Origin of the sequence: Pleomorphochaeta sp. (assembly GCF_050031695.1) — a bacterium.
Lineage (GTDB): Bacteria > Spirochaetota > Spirochaetia > Sphaerochaetales > Sphaerochaetaceae > Pleomorphochaeta.
Genome location: NZ_JBNAIC010000041.1, coordinates 35442 through 54375, shown reverse-complemented (window position 1 = coordinate 54375; position 18934 = coordinate 35442). Strand labels below are relative to the sequence as shown.

At 28.3% G+C, this 18934-nt stretch carries 15 protein-coding genes, 1 tRNA gene and 1 pseudogene; 12 read left to right on the top strand and 5 right to left on the bottom strand.

Going from position 1 to position 18934, the window contains the following annotated elements; genetic code table 11:
* Positions 1-409: hypothetical protein (locus ACPKM0_RS07520; RefSeq protein ID WP_472474793.1), on the bottom strand; the 409-nt coding region annotated here is incomplete at its 3' end.
* A 128-nt stretch (positions 410-537) separates the two neighbouring features.
* On the opposite strand from ACPKM0_RS07520, the pseudogene ACPKM0_RS07515 reads away from it, so the two are divergent.
* A pseudogene (locus tag ACPKM0_RS07515) lies at positions 538-1311 on the top strand (ISL3 family transposase); the annotation flags it as partial.
* A gap of 189 nt (positions 1312-1500) precedes the next feature.
* Positions 1501-2388: an alpha/beta hydrolase family protein gene (locus tag ACPKM0_RS07510; RefSeq protein WP_472474791.1), complete on the top strand. Its 888-nt coding sequence runs from the start codon at positions 1501-1503 to the stop codon at positions 2386-2388.
* 142 nt (positions 2389-2530) lie between these two features.
* On the opposite strand, the gene ACPKM0_RS07505 is transcribed toward ACPKM0_RS07510, so the two are convergent.
* On the bottom strand, positions 2531-2992 hold the full coding sequence (locus tag ACPKM0_RS07505) for a MarR family winged helix-turn-helix transcriptional regulator (protein WP_472474790.1): 462 nt from the start codon (positions 2990-2992) through the stop codon (positions 2531-2533).
* A 478-nt stretch (positions 2993-3470) separates the two neighbouring features.
* Between ACPKM0_RS07505 and ACPKM0_RS07500 the strand changes: the two genes are divergently transcribed.
* From ACPKM0_RS07500 to ACPKM0_RS07490, 3 genes are read left to right on the top strand one after another with little or no spacing between them, the layout of a single operon-like run.
* Complete coding sequence (locus ACPKM0_RS07500) at positions 3471-4421, top strand: ABC transporter substrate-binding protein (RefSeq protein WP_472474788.1); 951 nt, start codon at positions 3471-3473, stop codon at positions 4419-4421.
* A gap of 8 nt (positions 4422-4429) precedes the next feature.
* Positions 4430-5644 carry a quaternary amine ABC transporter ATP-binding protein gene (locus ACPKM0_RS07495; protein WP_472474786.1) on the top strand — a complete coding sequence of 405 codons (1215 nt, stop codon included), beginning with the start codon at positions 4430-4432 and terminating at the stop codon, positions 5642-5644.
* 1 nt (position 5645) lies between these two features.
* Positions 5646-6494: an ABC transporter permease gene (locus tag ACPKM0_RS07490; protein WP_472474784.1), complete on the top strand. Its 849-nt coding sequence runs from the start codon at positions 5646-5648 to the stop codon at positions 6492-6494.
* A 61-nt stretch (positions 6495-6555) separates the two neighbouring features.
* On the opposite strand, the gene ACPKM0_RS07485 is transcribed toward ACPKM0_RS07490, so the two are convergent.
* Positions 6556-7656, bottom strand: coding sequence for a 30S ribosomal protein S1 (locus tag ACPKM0_RS07485; RefSeq protein ID WP_472474782.1), 1101 nt, complete (start codon positions 7654-7656; stop codon positions 6556-6558).
* 294 nt (positions 7657-7950) lie between these two features.
* Between ACPKM0_RS07485 and ACPKM0_RS07480 the strand changes: the two genes are divergently transcribed.
* Both ACPKM0_RS07480 and ACPKM0_RS07475 read left to right on the top strand, forming a co-directional pair.
* Positions 7951-8022, top strand: a tRNA-Val gene (locus ACPKM0_RS07480).
* A gap of 81 nt (positions 8023-8103) precedes the next feature.
* Positions 8104-9318, top strand: coding sequence for an ornithine cyclodeaminase, nickel-pincer nucleotide-dependent (locus ACPKM0_RS07475; RefSeq protein ID WP_472474780.1), 1215 nt, complete (start codon positions 8104-8106; stop codon positions 9316-9318).
* Positions 9319-9368: 50 nt separating this feature from the next.
* Here the strand turns inward: ACPKM0_RS07475 and ACPKM0_RS07470 are convergent, their stop codons facing one another.
* Both ACPKM0_RS07470 and ACPKM0_RS07465 read right to left on the bottom strand, forming a co-directional pair.
* Complete coding sequence (locus ACPKM0_RS07470) at positions 9369-10871, bottom strand: IMP dehydrogenase (protein ID WP_472474778.1); 1503 nt, start codon at positions 10869-10871, stop codon at positions 9369-9371.
* A 157-nt stretch (positions 10872-11028) separates the two neighbouring features.
* Positions 11029-12873 carry a glycoside hydrolase family 13 protein gene (locus ACPKM0_RS07465; protein ID WP_472474776.1) on the bottom strand — a complete coding sequence of 615 codons (1845 nt, stop codon included), beginning with the start codon at positions 12871-12873 and terminating at the stop codon, positions 11029-11031.
* A 295-nt stretch (positions 12874-13168) separates the two neighbouring features.
* Between ACPKM0_RS07465 and ACPKM0_RS07460 the strand changes: the two genes are divergently transcribed.
* The 5 genes from ACPKM0_RS07460 (at position 13169) to malQ (ending at position 18866) form a co-directional block, all read left to right on the top strand.
* Positions 13169-14521: an ABC transporter substrate-binding protein gene (locus tag ACPKM0_RS07460; protein WP_472474774.1), complete on the top strand. Its 1353-nt coding sequence runs from the start codon at positions 13169-13171 to the stop codon at positions 14519-14521.
* A 67-nt stretch (positions 14522-14588) separates the two neighbouring features.
* Entirely contained in the window at positions 14589-15431 is an 843-nt protein-coding gene (locus tag ACPKM0_RS07455) for a carbohydrate ABC transporter permease (protein WP_472474772.1), read from the top strand.
* 2 nt (positions 15432-15433) lie between these two features.
* Complete coding sequence (locus ACPKM0_RS07450) at positions 15434-16273, top strand: carbohydrate ABC transporter permease (protein ID WP_472474770.1); 840 nt, start codon at positions 15434-15436, stop codon at positions 16271-16273.
* Between the two features lie 34 nt (positions 16274-16307).
* Entirely contained in the window at positions 16308-17348 is a 1041-nt protein-coding gene (locus tag ACPKM0_RS07445) for a LacI family DNA-binding transcriptional regulator (protein WP_472474769.1), read from the top strand.
* Positions 17349-17357: 9 nt separating this feature from the next.
* A complete protein-coding gene (gene malQ / locus ACPKM0_RS07440; protein WP_472474767.1) occupies positions 17358-18866 on the top strand; it encodes a 4-alpha-glucanotransferase in 1509 nt (502 codons plus the stop codon).
* Positions 18867-18934: the final 68 nt, after the last annotated feature.

Sequence of the window (18934 nt, the reverse complement as noted above, 5' to 3'; positions counted from 1 at the left end):
ACCAGGTATCATTGAAGTTATCTAAATCAAAAGCTAAATTTTCATCAAGATTTTCTTCATCAGTAATTTCATTTATACTTTGTAAGAATTCATCTAAGGTATCACATGATCTAGCTGTATCTAATATCCAAGGAAACGCTGGTAAATCCTTTCTTAATTCAATTTCTTTTCTTACTACTTCACTCTTATCAATTAATGGATATAAAGCACTAGAAGGTACATAGAAGTTCCTATTTAAAGCTTCTTCTATATCTGATACTTCAAAATTATTAAATATAGAATCTCTTTCTTTTTGTTCACCTTGCCATAGTTTTTGATTCGTATCTAAATTATATTTCTTGACAATATCATCTCTTGTAATTATATTATAGATAGTACTAGATGAAGAAACCACCCGAACATATTGCATGTCTCCGGCAGGCGCTTCTCTAGTATTTTTTTGACCAAATTTTGAATAAACTTGATACTTTCCTACTTTGTCTTTAATATAATTATGAATATTATTTCTACCATAGATAGAAGCTATTTGATTTATTTCATTTAGTCAAAAATTTCAATGACAGGATAATTACAGAGCTAAGACGAACTGAGCAAAATAAATTAAAGACTGAAGAAAAGAGGCTTATAAATAATATTGAAACACTTAAACTAAATAAGAGAAATGCAGATAAAATAAAGCGTAAAGAAATTGATGATATTATTGCAGAATTTAAACAACAAAAAGAAGATGTTAATAGAGAATATAAAGGATTCAAAAATACAAGATTTCTTTTATTAAGTAATCGTAAAGTCCTAAAAAGAAAAGATGAGATAGCTAAGGTCCATAATTTAGAGTTATATGAAAAATATGAGAAAATTGGATTAAAAATTCCAGAAGGTGAAAGAAAATGGTCTATTACTAATGAGAAAAGATTAGATGATATTTTGAATTTAAATGATAATTTAAAGATAGCCTATTATTTAGGAGATCAATTAAAAGCTGGATTAGATTCAATAACTAATAAAGAATTGAAAACAGGGATGAAACAATGGTTAAAATTATCACAATCTTTTGAAGAACAAATACCGATGCTAAAATCATTTAACAAAATGATAATAAAAAGAATGGATGGTATATTATCAAGAGTTGATTATCCAATATCAACTGGACCATTGGAAGGAATGAATAATCTAATAAAAGTAACAAAAAGAATGGCTTACGGATATCGAGACAATGAATACTTCTTCTTAAAATTATATGATTTAAGTCGGCAAAAAAAAAAGTATAAATCTTTTAGGAACTCTTTAGAAAAAAGAATTGATAAATTGTAGGGCTCTAGCCATCACTCTAAATTATCCCAAGAACCAAATTATTTCTCTATATGGATTTAAATGTATTTATTTTGAAGTATTTTGTTTTATTTTTTTTATTGATATTTTCTTATTGAATTATTATTTATCTCTTCTTAAGATAAAATAAATTTTTTAGAAAATAATAATTTAATAAAGGAGTAATTTTAGATGAGAAAATATTTTTTAATTTTTACAACTTTTATAATATTATTTATGAGTGGATGTGCTAGTGCTAAACCTATTATTATCCCTAAATCTCCAACTGTAATAAAACCCAAAACAGTTACAACTAAAAAAAAATATCAAATTATCACAAAAGATATTGTTTTTGATAATGATTGTTTAAATGTTTCAGGAACATTAAAAGTTCCTGAAGGCGATGAATACTACCCTTTAGTAATTATTGACTATAGCGGAGAAGAAAAAGATCAATTCTCTAAGGCAATTGATTCATTTGCTTTAGAACTGCTTGATAATAATATTGCAACTTTTATTATTGATTATTCTCTAAGTGATGAAATAACAGCTACTGAGATTAATGCATTAACTGATTATTTAGCTGATCTTGATGAGATTAACGGATCTAGAATTGGTTTATTAGGTTGGGATATAGGAGCAACTAATATTTTATTAGCTGCAAAAAATAGTAATAAATATGAAAGCATAGCAACTTGGGCGGCAAACCTAAAAGAGTCTGATAAAAATAGTACTAAAATTTTAATTAGTTATGAAAATAGTTTTTTCACGCATAAAAAAAATCGTTACAATAAATTTATACCAATAAAGAAAAAGATTGTTTACAAAACAACTATAAATAATGATTTTGATTTTGTATCAGATATAAATATTCCAATAGCTTCTTTTTATGGTGATGAAGATAAAACAGCTTCTATTTCTTATAGTAAACAGATACAAGAATTAAACACAAATAAAAAAAGTAAATTAGTATTAATCGAAAATGCTAATCATACTTTTCAATTCTCAACAGATGATTCAATTATATTTGAAGATTTAGAAAAACAAACAGTTGATTGGTTTGTTGAGACACTTACTTAGAAAAACATTATAAAAAGAATTAACCTTCCTTTTATTAGTTTTTATTTCTATATATATGTATATCATAAATATTAATTAATTTATGATATTATACCTCCAAATGTTATTGTTAATAATTATTTGGAGGTTTTTTATTTATCTGTTATACATTATGTGTTACTGGTATATCTTCTACACCTAAAAGAGATCCAAGTCGATCTAGTGACGCTAAAATCATCATTTGTTCCCATTTTTCTAGTTTATTAAACTTTTCATAAAAGTCTTCTTGAAATAAATTTACATTAGTTTTCAAAACTTCTTCAGCTTTTTCTGTTAATACAATATTAACTTTTCTTTTATCAATTAAACTTCTTTGTCTTTTTGCATAGCCCTGTGTTTCTAATCTATCTAAAATACTTGTTACAGTTGCTTGTGAAAGACTAATATCTTTAGCAATAGCTGAAATTTGCATATTAGAATTCCTAGCTATAGCTTTTAAAACCATTAATTGTGGACCTGTTAATCCAAACTTTTTCTTTAATTTTTTTGAATGTATATCAATAGAACGATCTATTTTTCTTACTGCGATAAATACCTCATCTGCAATGCTGTTGTAATTTTCCACTGTAACCACCTAATATCAAAAATATACTTTTATATGTTATAAAAATATACTTTGTGAGTGTCATTTTTAACTTTTAATATTTAACACTTATATTACCCTTAAATGTTAAAATTGCATACCTAAAAAATCTTTTTTTTACATACTTTTAAACTTCTTTTATAAATAAATATAAATATTATAATCTAATAAAAAACCTTAAAAAATGTAAATTATCTAATAAAATCAATAATAAAACAGCTAACTTTATGAAAAATAAGTATATTTTGTTTAGCACACTAAATATAAGTAATCATTATTTATTTAGTAGTCTAAATATTAGCTTCATACTTAAAATATATTATTATTATCGATATTTCAAGTAATATAAGCATTAATTCATTTACAAAACTAAGCATTTTTACTATACAGTTGACAAAATTTATATATATTGTTTAGTATTATAATGAATTATATGAAAAATTAATATAGAGGTATAAAAATGAAGAAAACGAAAAAAATTATTTCAATAATGATATTTATTTTATCATTACCATGTTTATTATTTGCTGGAGGCGAAGAAGAAGTTAAAAATGAAACTATAATTTTTGGTGATTTATCTTGGGACAGTGTTCAAGTTCACAATAAAATAATGGGATTTATAATTGAAAATGGACTAGAAGGATATACTGTAGATTATTTACCTGGAGATACAATGCCAATTATGAATGGCTTAATTCAAGGAGACATTGATGTTGATATGGAATCTTGGCATCAAAATGTTTATGAAATTTATAAAAAAGGAATTGATTCTGGAAATATTATTGATTTAGGTCAAAATATGCCTGACGCACCTCAAGGTTGGTGGGTTCCTCGATATTTAGTTGAAGGAGATGATGCACTTGCTCCAAACTTAAAAAGTATTACTGATTTACCAAAATATGCTCATCTTTTTAAAGATCCAGAAGATCCTTCAAAAGGTATAATTTATGGAGGTGTCGCAGGATGGGGACAACTAGAAATTTCTGAGGCTTTTTTCAACGATAATAATCTTGGTGATACTTATAACCTAGGAGTTACAGGCTCAGGTTCTGCACTTGCGGGATCTATGGTTGGTTCATACAAAAAGAATGAACCTTGGGTTGGATATTATTGGGCACCTACAGCTGTTTTAGGAAAACTAGATATGGTTTTATTAGAAGGAACTGAATTTGAACCTGCTGATGTTAACATTTTAGTAAATAAATCAATGCTTGAAAAAGCTCCTGATATTGTTGAAATTTTAGAAAAATATGCTACTTCAGTTGAAGATAATAACGAATTCTTAGCAAAAATGGATACAGAGGGATGGACTACTGAAGAAACAGCTCATTGGTTCTTGAAAAATAAAGAAGAAGTTTGGACAAAATGGGTGTCTCAAGATATAGCAAATAAAGTTAAAGCGGCTTTATAAGGAAATATATGGATATAAATAATGAAGAAAAACCTCAAGTTATAATTGAGGATGTTTGGAAACTATACGGTAAAGACACAAAAAGAGTATTTACTAAAAAATTAATGGATAAACCTAAGTCTGTTATCCAAGAAAAAACAGGCTGTATTGTAGGAATGAGAAATATTAATCTCGAGATAAAAAAAGGTGAATTTTACATTCTAATGGGTCTTTCTGGAAGTGGTAAATCCACATTAATCAGAGCCTTAATTCGTCTTGTTAAAACTACTAAAGGCAAAATATCCATAAATGGTAAAGATATTACTAAAATGAATAATGAACAACTCTTACAATTTAGAAGAGATACTTTTGGTATGGTTTTTCAGCATTATGGACTTCTCCCACACCTAACTGTATTAGATAATGCAGCTTATGGGTTAAAAATAAAAGGTATGCCAAAGGGGGAAAGATACGCTAAAGCTATGCAAACTTTAGAAACCGTAGGATTAAAAGGCTGGGAAGATTACTACCCAGGATCTTTAAGTGGTGGTATGCAACAAAGAGTTGGCTTAGCTAGAGCACTAGCAAATGATCCTGAAATTTTATTAATGGATGAGCCTTTTAGTGGTTTAGATCCTTTAATTAGGAGACAAATGCAAGATGAATTAGTAGAACTTCAAGAAAAAATGCAGAAGACTATTATATTTGTTACCCATGATTTACATGAAGCCTTAAAACTTGGAGATGAAATTGCAATTTTAAAAGACGGAGAAGTAGTACAAGTAGGTACTCCCGAAGAAATTGTAACCTGCCCTGCTGATGAATATGTCGAACAATTTGTTCAAGATGCTTCACCTGCTAGAGTATTAACAGCAGGAAGTATAATGGAAGAACCTCGGATAATAATCTACGATTGGGAAGGACCAAGAACAGCATTAACATTAATTAGAGCAAATAAAAGACGTGCCGCTTTTATAATTAATAAAAAAAGACAGTTACTCGGTGTAATTAGAGAAAAAGAATTAGAAAAATTAATTAACTTAACTGAAAAATATAAAACTATTCCCACTTCTTCAATTAAAAAAGTTACTTCTGTATTAGAAGATGCATTAGTAGAAGATTTATTCCCAATTGTTAGTGAGAATCCTTGGCCCATTCCAGTAGTTGATGAAAACAATAAATTCAAAGGAATGGTGACGACTGACCATATTTTCGAATCTCTTTCCCCATTAGGAGGTGAATAAAATGTTTAATTTCCCTGATATTTTAGATATACCATTGGCTAAAGTTATTGATAATATAATGGATTGGCTACTTTTACACCTAGATGGTTTTTTCAATGTGATAGGGGCTATAATTCTCCATGTTGTATTAGCACTTGAAAAAATATTAACCATAACGCCTTGGTTTATTATTATTCTATTAATAGGCCTTGCAGGCTGGAAACTTCTAAATAAAATAAGTACCGGCATTACTTTTATGGTAATGATGTTTATTATTGGAACTTTTGGTTACTGGGAATTAGCTATGAACACATTAAGTCTAGTATTAGCATCAGTATTTTTCTCTTTATTAATAGGTCTTCCATTGGGTATAAAAATGGCTAGAAGTGATCGTGCTGAAAGAATACTAAAACCTATGTTAGATGCTATGCAGACAATGCCAAGTTTTGTATATCTAATCCCAGCATTGATGTTTTTCGGTATGGGTAGAGTTCCTGCAATGTTTGCAACTATTATCTATGCGGTTCCTCCTGTAATTAGATTAACTAATGTTGGAATTAGAACAGTCGATATTGAAGCATTAGAAGCAGCAAAAGCTTTTGGAGCAACTCCTAAGCAAATTCTCTTTGATGTACAACTCCCACTAGCTAAACCGTCTATTATGGTTGGAATAAATCAAACAACTATGATGGCTTTAGCAATGGTTGTAATTGGATCAATGATTGGTGCAAAAGGTCTTGGAATGGAAGTACTTTTAGCAATAAGCAGAATTGAAGTTGGAAGAGGATTTGAAGCAGGTATATCAATAGTATTCTTAGCAATAATTATTGATAGAATAACTCACTCTTTTTCACAAACAAAAGTAAAATAAAAAATAAATTCCCCTTTATATTATGTAAATAAATTAGGGGAATTATATTTATTATAAATTATTATTTTTTAAAAAATGCTGCAAAAGGATTATATGTGTCATCATCATCATCATCATCTTGATTACTCATATAATCTTTTATTGAGTCTTCTTCTTCAGTTGATTTTGTTGGACTTAAAGCAATTTTATGCTCATCTTGTAAAATCTCATCTATTTCAACAAACATCTTACTGCCAATTTTATATATTTTTTTTAGATTGGTATTTTCATTTGCATCAGATAATTTAGAAATAAAAACCAAACCATCAATCCCTGGTTCTAAATTAACAAAGATTCCAAAATTCATTATTTTAGAAATAGTACCTTCTAACTTATCTCCAACGGTATATTTGTCTAAAACATCATCCCAAGGATCTTTAATTAATACTTTACTACTAATAGACATTCTTTTTCTATCTAAATCAAGTGATAATATTTTAGCCTCAACATTTTGTCCAACAGACAATACTTCTTCTATATTATTTACTCTTGATCTATTTATTTCGGAAATTGGTAATAAAGCCTGAATACCTTCGATATCAACAAAAGCACCAAAAGTTTGAAGCGAAATAACAGTTCCATTAACTATCATTCCTACCTTTAATTCTTCTTTTAATTTTTGTATTTTTTCTTTCTCAACATTTTCTAAATATAATCTATTAGAAACAATTATATTATGTTGCTCTCTATTAAACTCTTGAATTATAAAAGGTAATGTTTTATTTATAAAAAAACTTGGTTCTTCTTTCTGCCTATATCCCATTTGAGAATATGGACAAAAAGCTTGGCTATCACCTATTTTTATTTGATAGCCACCCTTAATTTCATTTAACACTGTACCTTCTACAGGAATCTTTGAATGATAAGCTTTTTCTAACACTACTGAATTAGCTTTATCACCTTTTAACTTGGTTGTAAAAAGCATTTCACCTTTTTCATATCCAATATAATAAGCACTAACTGTATCTCCATTTTTAACAGTAAGTTCTCCTTGGTTGTTAAGAAATTCTGAGCTATCTATTATGCCTTCACTTTTCATATTCAAATCTATAAATACGCTATCACCATAGATTGCAAGAATAGTTGTTTTTATAAGTTGACCTTCTTCTAATTTGTTATTCAAAATTTTTACCTCAATTTTATTTATCTGATTATTTATATTATAGATACATTTATACATTAAGGTAAATAGAAGTTTATAAAGAATTAAAAAGCAGCTCTTATTACGAGCTGCTTTTTAATTGTCTATTTACTTAATATTCATTTTTTAAAATATACTTGAGATAAATTCTCTTATTGGACAAAGTCGCTTTCAACTTACTTGGACATTATCACTTTCTTTTAAGAAATATTTTATCTTTTTTTTAATAACTAGTTGACAATAAAATACCAAAGTGATACATTCCATAACGTGCTCGGGCGGATAGCTCAGTGGGAGAGCGGTTGCTTTACACGCAACTGGTCGGGGGTTCAAATCCCTCTCCGCTCACTATAAAAGATTCTCATTTTTTGAGAATCTTTTTTTTATTTTTTTCTTTCTTTAATTTTATTTTGAATGTAATATATTTTTATGAAGAAAAATATATATCAAGCTAAAGGCCATCTTATTGATTCTGGCCTATTTTCTAAAATAGTAAATACAATTTTAAGTGAAGGCTTAGATTATTCAGTTGAAAACCTTGTTATTGGAAAACAAGAAGATGAACAATCTATAGTTAGATTTTCTATTAGTGCAGAAACGGATAAACAATTAGATAATATCTTAAAAAAGATATCCCCTCTTGGAGTTTACCCATTAAGCTATAAAAATGCAGTATTTGTAAAAGCCGATAAAGACAAACATGCTGCTCAGAATTTTTATTCAACTACAAATCATAGAACAGAAGTATATACAAATGATAAATGGATAGAAGTTATAGATCAAAGAATGGATGCTGTTATTATAAAAGAATCCAACTCCGTTCTTCGTTGTGTAAAACTTAGAGATGTCAAAAAAGATGACTTAATTTTAGTTGAAGAAGATAGTGTTAGAGTATATCCACCACAAATAGAAAACTCTAATGATAACTTCTCCTTTATGTCTAATGATGTTTCCTCAGAGAGAAGATGTGAAATTGCTGTATTAAAGATTGTTGATCAAATAAAAGAAATAAAAAAGCATAATGGTAAAATTGTAGTAGTAGCTGGACCTGTAGTAGTTCACACTGGAGGTGCTGATTATTTAGCTGCATTGATTAGAAACGGTTATATAGATGGATTTTTAGGTGGTAATGCTATAGCTGTTCATGATTTAGAATCTCGTTTTTATAACACTTCATTAGGAGTTGATGTTGAAAGTGGTAAAGTAACTGAGCATGGACACAACCATCATATGAAAGCTATAAATATGATATATGGTGAAGGATCTATTGAAAAAGCTATAGATAATGGAGTGTTAAAAGAAGGCTTGATGTATGAAGTCATAAAAAATAAAATACCATATTGTTTAGCAGGATCAATTCGAGATGACGGACCACTACCTGAAACAGTAAATGATATGATTGAAGCACAAGCTCAATATGCTGAAATAATAAAAGGTTGTGATATGATTTTAATGCTATCTACAATGCTTCATAGTATAGGAACAGGAAATATGACACCTTCTTGTGTTCAAACTATTTGCGTAGATATAAATCCAGCTGTTGTTACAAAATTATCAGATAGAGGAACAGGACAAGCGGTAGGCGTTGTAAGTGATGTTGGTCTATTTTTAAAAACATTAAGCGAAAAACTTGAATGTAAATAAAAGATAAAGGTTATTGCAATTTGCAATAACCTTTTTTTTAATAAAAAAAACTAATTTTTATTTCTTCTTTCCTTAAGTGTTACATCATGAGCACCACCTTCAACTATTGAAGTTGAAGAAACCATAGTTAGTTTTGCTTTGTCTTTCAATTCTTCTAAAGTTAATGCACCACAATTACACATAGTACTTTTTACCTTATGAAGTGATTTTTGAACATTGCTATGTAAACTTCCTGCATAAGGAACATATGAATCAACACCTTCAACAAAAGATAATTTTTTCGCTCCTCCTAAATCATAGCGTTGCCAGTTTCTAGCTCTTGCACTCCCTTCTCCCCAATATTCTTTCATATAAGAGCCATTAACATTTATAATTTGGGTAGGACTTTCGTCAAAACGTGCAAAATATCTACCTAACATTAAAAAGTCAGCTCCCATTGCTAGTGCTAAAGTCATATGATAATCATGAACAATACCACCATCAGAACAAATTGGAATATATATACCAGTTTCATTATAGTATTCATCTCTTGCTGCTGAGACTTCAATTAAGGATGTTGCTTGACCTCTACCGATACCTTTAGTTTCGCGAGTAATACAAATAGAGCCCCCCCCAATACCAACTTTAATAAAATCAGCACCAGAATCAGCTAAGAATCTAAAACCTTCCCTATCAACTACATTACCAGCTCCAATTTTGACATCATCACCATATTTATTTCTTACAAATTCAATAGTATTTTTTTGCCATTGTGTATAACCTTCTGAACTATCAATACAAAGAACATCACATCCAGCATCAATTAAAGCAGGAACTCTTTTTTCATAATCTCTTGTATTTATACCAGCACCAACAATATAACTTTTATTTGAATCTAATAATTCATTAGGATTATCTTTATGAGTATCATAATCTTTTCTAAATACAAAGTATTTAAGTCTTTGATTATCATCAATTATAGGAAGAGCATTAAGTTTATTATCCCATAATAAATCATTAGCCTTTGATAAAGTAACACCCTCTTTTGCTAAAACAAGCTTATCAAAAGGAGTCATAAACTCTTTAATTTTAGTATCAGGGCTCATTCTTGATATTCTATAATCACGAGAAGTTACAACACCTAATAATTTTCCGTGTTCACTACCATCTTCTGTAATAGCTACAGTTGAATGACCTGTTTGCTCTTTAAGATTAATTAAATCTTGAAGAGTATCGTTTTCACTTAAATTAGAATCTGATGGAACAAATCCAGCTTTAAAAGCTTTTACTTTTTTTATCATTGCAACTTGATTTTCTATAGTTTGTGATCCAAAAATAAAAGAACATCCCCCTTCTCTAGCTAGTGCAACTGCCATCTTTTCCCCACTAACGCTCTGCATTATTGCACTTACCATTGGGATATTTAAAGTGAATTTACTTTTCTCACCCTTTTTAAATCTAACTAAAGGTGTATTTAGTTTTACATTATCAACTATGCAGTTTTCACTAGAATAACCTGGAATTAAGAGATACTCAGAAAAGGTTCTCGAAGGTTCGTCAAAAATATATGCCATAAAAAAACTCCTACTTTTTGACAACTTATTTTGACCTAAATAAAAAATAATTGCAACTCATCATTACCATAATCCGTAGAAAACAAGTTAGTTTTTTTAGTTTTTCCCAAAATATAGTAAGATAAGTTACAAATAAATATTATGTATTTATTATAGTTTATAATCTATTAAATACAAGAATTGTATTTTCTTTAGGTTTTAAGCTAACTTCTTTATCAATAACTTTAGTATTAAATAATGATTTTTCTAATTTATCTATTGTTAAATATTTTATATCTAAATCTAAATTAATAGGTTTTTCGCATTTATTTAAAATTGAGAAAATAACTTTTTCTTCATTATATCTTGCTAAAATAAACAAATCATCATTTATATCTAATACTTTAAAAGATCCTAAATTAAATACCTCATAATATTCTTCTCTAAAATTACCTAATGTTTTATATAAATTGTAAAAATCTTTATCCCATTGCTTTTCATCCCAATTCATAGGATAACGACTCATTTCAACAGAACCCATTTCTCCATCCAATTTTATTTCATCTCCATAATAAACACTAGGCATACCAGGAAGAGTATACATCAGAATAATACCCCCTTTATAAGTATTAAAATCAAAGACTTCTTTATTATTATGCAATCTAGGAGTATCATGTGAATCAATTAAATTAAATTGAAATTGTGCCATTTGAGATGAAAGTGATTTTAGTTGAGATTTTAGAGCAATTGCTAAATCTTTTACTGAGTAATCATTTACTTTTCTTGGTAGATGACCCCAATCTAAACAAGTAAATCTATCTTCTTCCCCTAACCATCTTCTAATTATTCTTCCACAACCAATATAATTCATGGTTGCATCCCATTGATCTCCTTTTAAATGAGAAGAACTATCAATCCAACTTTCACCTAAAATATAAGATGTGGGATTAACTTCTTTAATATTTTTTCTAACTTCTCTCCATATTTCATCATTTAATTGATCATCATCTTTTCTTCCAACTTCATCAGCAACATCGAACCTCCAACCATCTTGATTAAAAGGTTGTTTTAAAAACTTTTTAATAACTGATTTTTCATCTCTATACATGATATCTCTTAACTCTTGGTTATTATAATTTAATTGAGGTAAGGTCTTTACATTTTGCCAATATGTAATTTCGCCATTTTCTTCAAAATAATAATAAGATGCTTCAGTTGAATTTTTATCTTCTAAAGCTTTTTTAAACCAAGGGTGTTCTATACCTGTATGATTAATAGAAATATCAACTATAATTTTTATTCCCTTTTCGTGTGCTTTATCAATTAGTGAAATTAAAGCTTCATCTCCTCCTAAATTTGGATCTACATGAAAAAAGTCACAACAATCATATCTATGAGTAGTTTTAGAAACTCCAATTGGATTTAGATAAATACAATTTATTCCTATTTTCTTTAAATAATCTAGAGATTTTTCAATTCCAAGTAGGTCACCATTAAAAAAGTCTAAACATTTTCCATTCTCAAAATCCAAAGGTTTTTGATCAAAAGTCATTTCTTTAGTAAATGAATTATCAAACTTATAAGCGTCAGTTTTCACTCCTAATTCTTTATTTCCATTCTTAAATCTGTCAGGAAAAATTTGATAACAAGTAGATCCACTAACCCATTCTGGTGCTTTTATATTTATAAGTAATTTAAAACAGTCAATATCACTTGGAAAAGCAATTGATAAGCCTAGTTGACTGTAATAATAAAATGAATTTTCAACTTCAATAGTAAAATACATCAACGTATCTTCATTTATTATAAAACTCGTGTTGTAATATGAAAGTTCATCATTAATTTCTTTGTATTTATTTAAAACTATTCTTTCCCAGTTTCCATTTTTTTTATAATTGAAATAAATATTGCTAACTTTATTAAAAGCGATTAACTTAATTTCTACTTTTTCATTATCTTTAGGAAAAAGTGGTGTAATAAAATTTTTGGCAACATTAAAATCAAAATAATTTTTTAAGTCCATAATTATTCCTCTGTTATTATATCTATTTATACACATTACAAAGTGAAATTCAAAAAATATCAATCTTTATTCTCAAAAATAATAAAAATAACATACTTTTGTTTACTAAACCGGTTTTATACTAAATTTATGTATAGTAATATATTCAATTTTTCTTATTTTTTATATATATTAAATTTTTTTATTAAATTAAGTTGACCGGTTTACTAAATCGGTTTAGTATAACGTCGTAAACTAGATATTTCAAAAAATCACATTAATTAGAATCAAAGATTTTTGAAAAAGGAGAAAATCAATGAAAAAAAGTTTAGTTCTATTAACTACTCTATTAGTCTTAAGTTCTTCTCTATTTGCACAAGGTGCAAGTGAAGATAAAGCAGATGAAGTATATTTTTTAAATTTCAAACCTGAAGTTGCTGAAATTTATACTGAAGAAGTTGCTCCAGCATTCGAAGCTGAAACAGGAATCAAATTAAAGGTAGTAACAGCAGCTTCTGGATCTTACGCTCAAACATTAAAAAGTGAAATGGCAAAAAGTAATCCGCCAGCAATATTCCAAACTAATGGTCCTATTGGTTTAGCTGCTGATAAAGATAATGCTATGTTACTAAGTGATACTAAGTTTTATTCAATTTTAGGTGACAAATCAATGGCACTACAAATTGATAATCAACCTGCTGCTATTCCTTATGCAGTTGAAGGTTATGGCATTATTTATAATGATTCAATTATGGAAAAATATTTTAATCTTTCATCAAACAAAACTGGTGTAATAAGTATGGATGAAATCAATAATTTTGATACATTAAAAGCTGTTGTTGAAGATATGCAAGCTAATAAAGACAAATTAGGAATTAAAGGTGTATTTGCATCAACTTCTATGAGTGCAGGTAATGACTGGAGATGGCAAACTCACTTAGTAAACGTTCCTTTATGGGCTGAATTCGCTGAAATGGATGGTTATAATAGTATTGTTGAAGCTGGTTTAGCTGCTAGCAACTCAAACTTTAAATATAGTGATAATTATAAAGCTTTATTTGATTTATACTTAGATAATTCAACAGTAGCAAAAACATTAATTGGTGCTAAGAGTGTTGATGATTCAATGGCTGAATTTGCTCTAGGTCAATGTGCAATGGTTCAAAATGGTAACTGGGGTGCTGGTCAAATTCTAGGTGTTAGTGGTAATAAAGTAGATGCTGATGATATTAAATTTATTCCTTTATACATGGGTTTAGAAGGTGAAGAAAGCCAAGGACTATGTGTTGGAACTGAAAACTATCTATGTATCAATAATAATGTTAGTGATGAAGCAAAAGCTAATGCTGATGAATTCTTATATTGGTTATTTGCATCAGACACTGGAAAAAAATTAGTACAAGAAAAACTTGGATTTATTACTCCATTTAACACATTTACTGAAGCTGAAATGCCAAGTGATCCACTTGCTAAAGATGTTATCAAATGGATGAATAAAGATGGCGTATCTAGCGTTCCTTGGGCATTTGCTGCTATTCCTTCACAAGAATTCAAAAATAACTTTGGTGCAGATTTATTACAATATGCACAAGGTCAAATGTCTTGGAATACTGTAGTTAACAATTATGTTACTAACTGGGCATCAGAATATAAACTAGCTCATAACTAGATATTTATAATGTAAGCTGTCTAGAAATAGGCAGCTTAATAATTATTGAAAATAACAAGGATTTTTTATGCAAAAAGCTCTAAAAAAATATTTTGCTTTATTTGCTTTACCCGGATTAATTTGTTTTGCAATAGCTTTTTTTATTCCAATGATTATGGGAATAATTCTATCATTTTGCGAATTTACTGATGTTACTAATGCTACTTGGGTAGGACTTGAAAACTTTAAATATGTTTTCTTAAATGGAGAGTTTACTAACGCTTTATGGTTTACTGTAAAATTCACTGTAGTAAGTGTCATTACAATAAACTTAATAGCATTTACTCTAGCTTTGCTTCTAACAAGAAATGTACCCGGCACTAATATCTATAGAACAATATTTTTTATGCCTAATTTAATTGGGGGAATTGTTTTAGGCTGGATTTGGCAAGTAATTCTAAATGGGGTATTACTAAAATATCAAGTCACTTTAGTATCTGATCCTAAATATGGTTTTTGGGGATTAGTAATTTTAATGAATTGGCAAAATGTTGGTTATATGATGATTATTTATATAGCAGGTATTATTAATATTCCAAAAGAATTAGTTGAAGCTGCACAAATCGATGGTGCAAATAGAAGAACTACTCTATTTAACATTACAATCCCTTCAATAATGCCATCTATTACGATTTGTTCTTTCTTAACATTAACAAATGGATTTAAACTATTTGACCAAAACTTAGCATTAACTAATGGGGGACCTGGAAAAACAACAGAAATGTTAGCATTAAATATATTTAATACTTTCTATGGAAGAGTTGGTTTTGAAGGGGTGGGACAAGCAAAAGCTGTAGTATTCACAATTATTGTTGCAACATTAGCTCTTACACAATTGCACTTCACAAGAAAAAGAGAGGTAGAAGCATGAGCATGGCAGGTAAAAAAAAATCTTCAACTATCATACTAACAGTACTATTAATATTACTTACAATTGCTTTTTTAGCTCCAATATTTATAGTATTTTATAATTCATTTAAACTTAAATTTTATATAAATGATAAACCCTTTGCAATACCTTTCAATACAGATATGTATGCAGGAATGTCTAACTATGAAACAGGTGTAGATAAAATTCACTTTTTTAGAGCATTTGGGTATTCCCTTTTTATTACAGTATTTTCAGTTTTAGCAATAACTTTTATTACTAGTATGTTAGCTTGGTATTTAACTAGAGTAAAAACCAAATTTACATCTATTACATTCTCACTATTAATGTTTAGCATGATTGTACCTTTTCAAATGGTTATGTTTACAATGAGTAAAACAGCAAATTTACTACATTTAGATAATCCAATTGGTATTATCATCCTTTATGTTGGATTTGGTTGTGGTTTAGCAACTTTTCTTTTCTCTGGCTTTATTAAAAGCGTACCAATAGCTCTAGAAGAAGCTGCAATGATAGATGGGGCTACTCCAGTAGTTACTTTTTTCCAAATCGTACTACCTATGTTAAAACCAACAGCAATTACAGTTGCCATATTAAATACAATGTGGGTATGGAATGATTATCTACTACCTTATTTAACTATTGGTAATGATTATAAGACAATACCCGTTGCTATTCAGTATCTTAGAGGAGGATATGGATCAGTTGATATGGGCGCGATGATGGCCATGCTAGTACTTGCAATGATTCCAGTAATAATTTTTTACTTAATTTGTCAAAAATTCATCATTAGTGGTGTTGTGGCCGGAGCTGTTAAAGGTTAATATTAAAGCTAATATTATTGTTAGAGGAAAATAAATGAGACAAAAGAGGACTACCATTATAGATTTAGCAAAAGCATGTAACGTTTCAAAAACTACAGTGTCATTTGCGTTTAATAATCCTGAAAGAATTGGAAAAGAAACATATAATCTAATTATGGAAAAAGCTAAGGAATTAGATTACATACCTAATCCTGCTGGAAGAAACTTTAGTTTAAAGAAAAAAGAAACCATAGGTTTTCTTTTGCCTCAGAATTTTGAAGGAACACTTAGCAATCCATATATTACACAAGTAATACAAGGTATAGGAAATATTTGTAGTAAAAAAGATTTTACACTAACATTAATCCCACCTTCTAATGGAAGCATGAATGATGCAGTATTTAAAGTATCAGTTGATGGGCTTATTGCTATAGGTATAAATGTAGAAATGGAACTAGTTGAGTCCTTAAAAAGAATTCAAATACCTTTAGTTACTATTGATGGGCATCCTGGAGAAAATATGCCATCAATTAATATTGATGATAAAAAGGCTTCTTATGAATTAATGAAAAAAGTTTTGGAATTTGGACATAGAAAAATTGCAATAGTTAGATTAAGAGAAAATGATTTTGATAAATCATCTAAATATGCTAGTACAACAAAAATGAGATTAGAAGGGTTTGATAAAGCCTTAGGGGAATATGGTCTATCACTAAAATCTTCATCAATTACAATATATGATGAAGAATGTAATATTGAGTCTGGGAAAAGAGTTGCTCAAAATATTATCAATGATAGATTAGATTCAACATGTATTGTATGTATGAGTGATGTTATTGCAATAGGTTGTATAACCTATTTTAACCAAAACTCATACGATTTACCTAATGATTTTTCAATTGTAGGCTTTGACAATATTGAAATCTCAAAACTAATTACTCCAAATTTAACTACTATTATGCAAGCTTCTATTGAAAAAGGCCAATTAGCAGCAGAAACATTATTTAAATTAATTGATGGAGAAGAAGTAAATAATATTCATAAAATTCTTCCACATAAATTAATTATCAGAGATTCTTTAAAAAAATTAATTTAGGATAAACATATGGACTTTAATAAGAGAAATAACGGAATTCTTCTACACTTAACATCTTTACCAAGTAAATACGGTATTGGAGATTTAGGAAAAGAAGCATATCAATTTATTGATTTTTTAAATGAATCAAATGTTGGTTTTTGGCAATTACTACCAATAGGACCTACAGGATATGGTAATTCCCCCTATTCTCTTAGATCAACTTTCGCTGGAAACGAAAATTTAATTAGTATTGATTCATTAATTGAAGATGGGTATTTAAATACAGAAGACAAAAAAATATTTAAATCAGTTAATGAAGGAAATATAGATTTTAACTTTATAGATAAAGTTAAAAGACCTCTTCTTTTTAAAGCTGCAGATAATTTCTTAAAGTTAAACAAAGAAGAAAATAATTATAATAAATTTATAATTGAAAATTCTTTCTTTCTAAATGACTATGCCATCTTTATGGCATTAGTTGATTATTACTATGATGCTAGATGGTATAGCATTTGGGATGAAGATTTAGCAAAAAGAAAACCTGCTGCAATAGATAAAATTAAAACCAAATTATGTGTAGAAATAGATAGATATAAAGTATTACAATATTTATTTTTTAAACAATGGTTTAAATTAAAAAGTTATGCCAATGGAAAAAACGTTAAAATAATTGGTGATTTACCAATTTTTGTTGCAGGTGATAGTGTTGATTCATGGGCAAATCTATCTATGTTAAAGACCGATGAAAACAACCATTATAATAAAGTTTCAGGTTGTCCACCCGACGGATTTACTGCCGATGGACAATTATGGGGTAATCCAGTATATGATTGGGATTATTTAAAAAAGACTAATTACGATTGGTGGATCAAACGTATAAAACATCAATTGCGATTATTTGACGTAATTAGAATAGATCATTTTCGAGGCCTTGAATCTTATTGGGAAATACCTATAAATCATAAAACAGCAAGATATGGAAAATGGATAAAAGGACCTGGTCAAAATTTATTTGATAAAATAAAGGAACAACTTGGAGAACTTCCAATAATTGCTGAAGATCTTGGATATATGACTAAAGAGGTTGAAATATTAAGAGAAAATAATGGATTCCCTGGAATGAAAATCGGAATATTTGGATATGAATGGGATGATAGTGATAATTTTATTTTCTCTAACATGGATTTCCCAGAAAATTATGGGAAAAACTTTATTGCATATCCAGGAACTCATGATAACCAAACAATATTGGGTTGGTATAAAAGTTTATCAGAAAAACATAAAAATGATTTAAAAGAATTATTTAATTTTAAAGAAGAAACAATTTCTTTACAAATGATTGAAACTTTATATAAAAGCAAAGCTAATACTGTAATCGTACAACTTCAAGATCTTTTAGAACTTGACGATAAAGCTAGAATGAATACTCCCTCTACTTGTGGACCATTCAATTGGGCTTGGCAATTAACAAGTAAAACTGATTTAACTTATATAAAAAAGATATTGTTATTATATAATAAGAAGTATAAAAGATAAAAAAATATATAATTTTTATACTATTTATATTTAATAATTGTATATTTTACCTTTTTTATTGTTGATTA

Excerpts from the sequence above, each read along its gene's own strand:
- ACPKM0_RS07495 (WP_472474786.1), top strand. The coding sequence starts at position 4,430 with ATGGATATAAATAATGAAGAAAAACCTCAAGTTATAATTGAGGATGTT.
- ACPKM0_RS07460 (WP_472474774.1), top strand. The coding sequence starts at position 13,169 with ATGAAAAAAAGTTTAGTTCTATTAACTACTCTATTAGTCTTAAGTTCT.
- ACPKM0_RS07490 (WP_472474784.1), top strand. The coding sequence starts at position 5,646 with ATGTTTAATTTCCCTGATATTTTAGATATACCATTGGCTAAAGTTATT.
- ACPKM0_RS07465 (WP_472474776.1), bottom strand. The coding sequence starts at position 12,873 with ATGGACTTAAAAAATTATTTTGATTTTAATGTTGCCAAAAATTTTATT.
- ACPKM0_RS07450 (WP_472474770.1), top strand. The coding sequence starts at position 15,434 with ATGGCAGGTAAAAAAAAATCTTCAACTATCATACTAACAGTACTATTA.
- ACPKM0_RS07445 (WP_472474769.1), top strand. The coding sequence starts at position 16,308 with ATGAGACAAAAGAGGACTACCATTATAGATTTAGCAAAAGCATGTAAC.
- ACPKM0_RS07510 (WP_472474791.1), top strand. The coding sequence starts at position 1,501 with ATGAGAAAATATTTTTTAATTTTTACAACTTTTATAATATTATTTATG.
- ACPKM0_RS07470 (WP_472474778.1), bottom strand. The coding sequence starts at position 10,871 with ATGGCATATATTTTTGACGAACCTTCGAGAACCTTTTCTGAGTATCTC.
- ACPKM0_RS07475 (WP_472474780.1), top strand. The coding sequence starts at position 8,104 with ATGAAGAAAAATATATATCAAGCTAAAGGCCATCTTATTGATTCTGGC.
- malQ (WP_472474767.1), top strand. The coding sequence starts at position 17,358 with ATGGACTTTAATAAGAGAAATAACGGAATTCTTCTACACTTAACATCT.
- ACPKM0_RS07455 (WP_472474772.1), top strand. The coding sequence starts at position 14,589 with ATGCAAAAAGCTCTAAAAAAATATTTTGCTTTATTTGCTTTACCCGGA.
- ACPKM0_RS07500 (WP_472474788.1), top strand. The coding sequence starts at position 3,471 with ATGAAGAAAACGAAAAAAATTATTTCAATAATGATATTTATTTTATCA.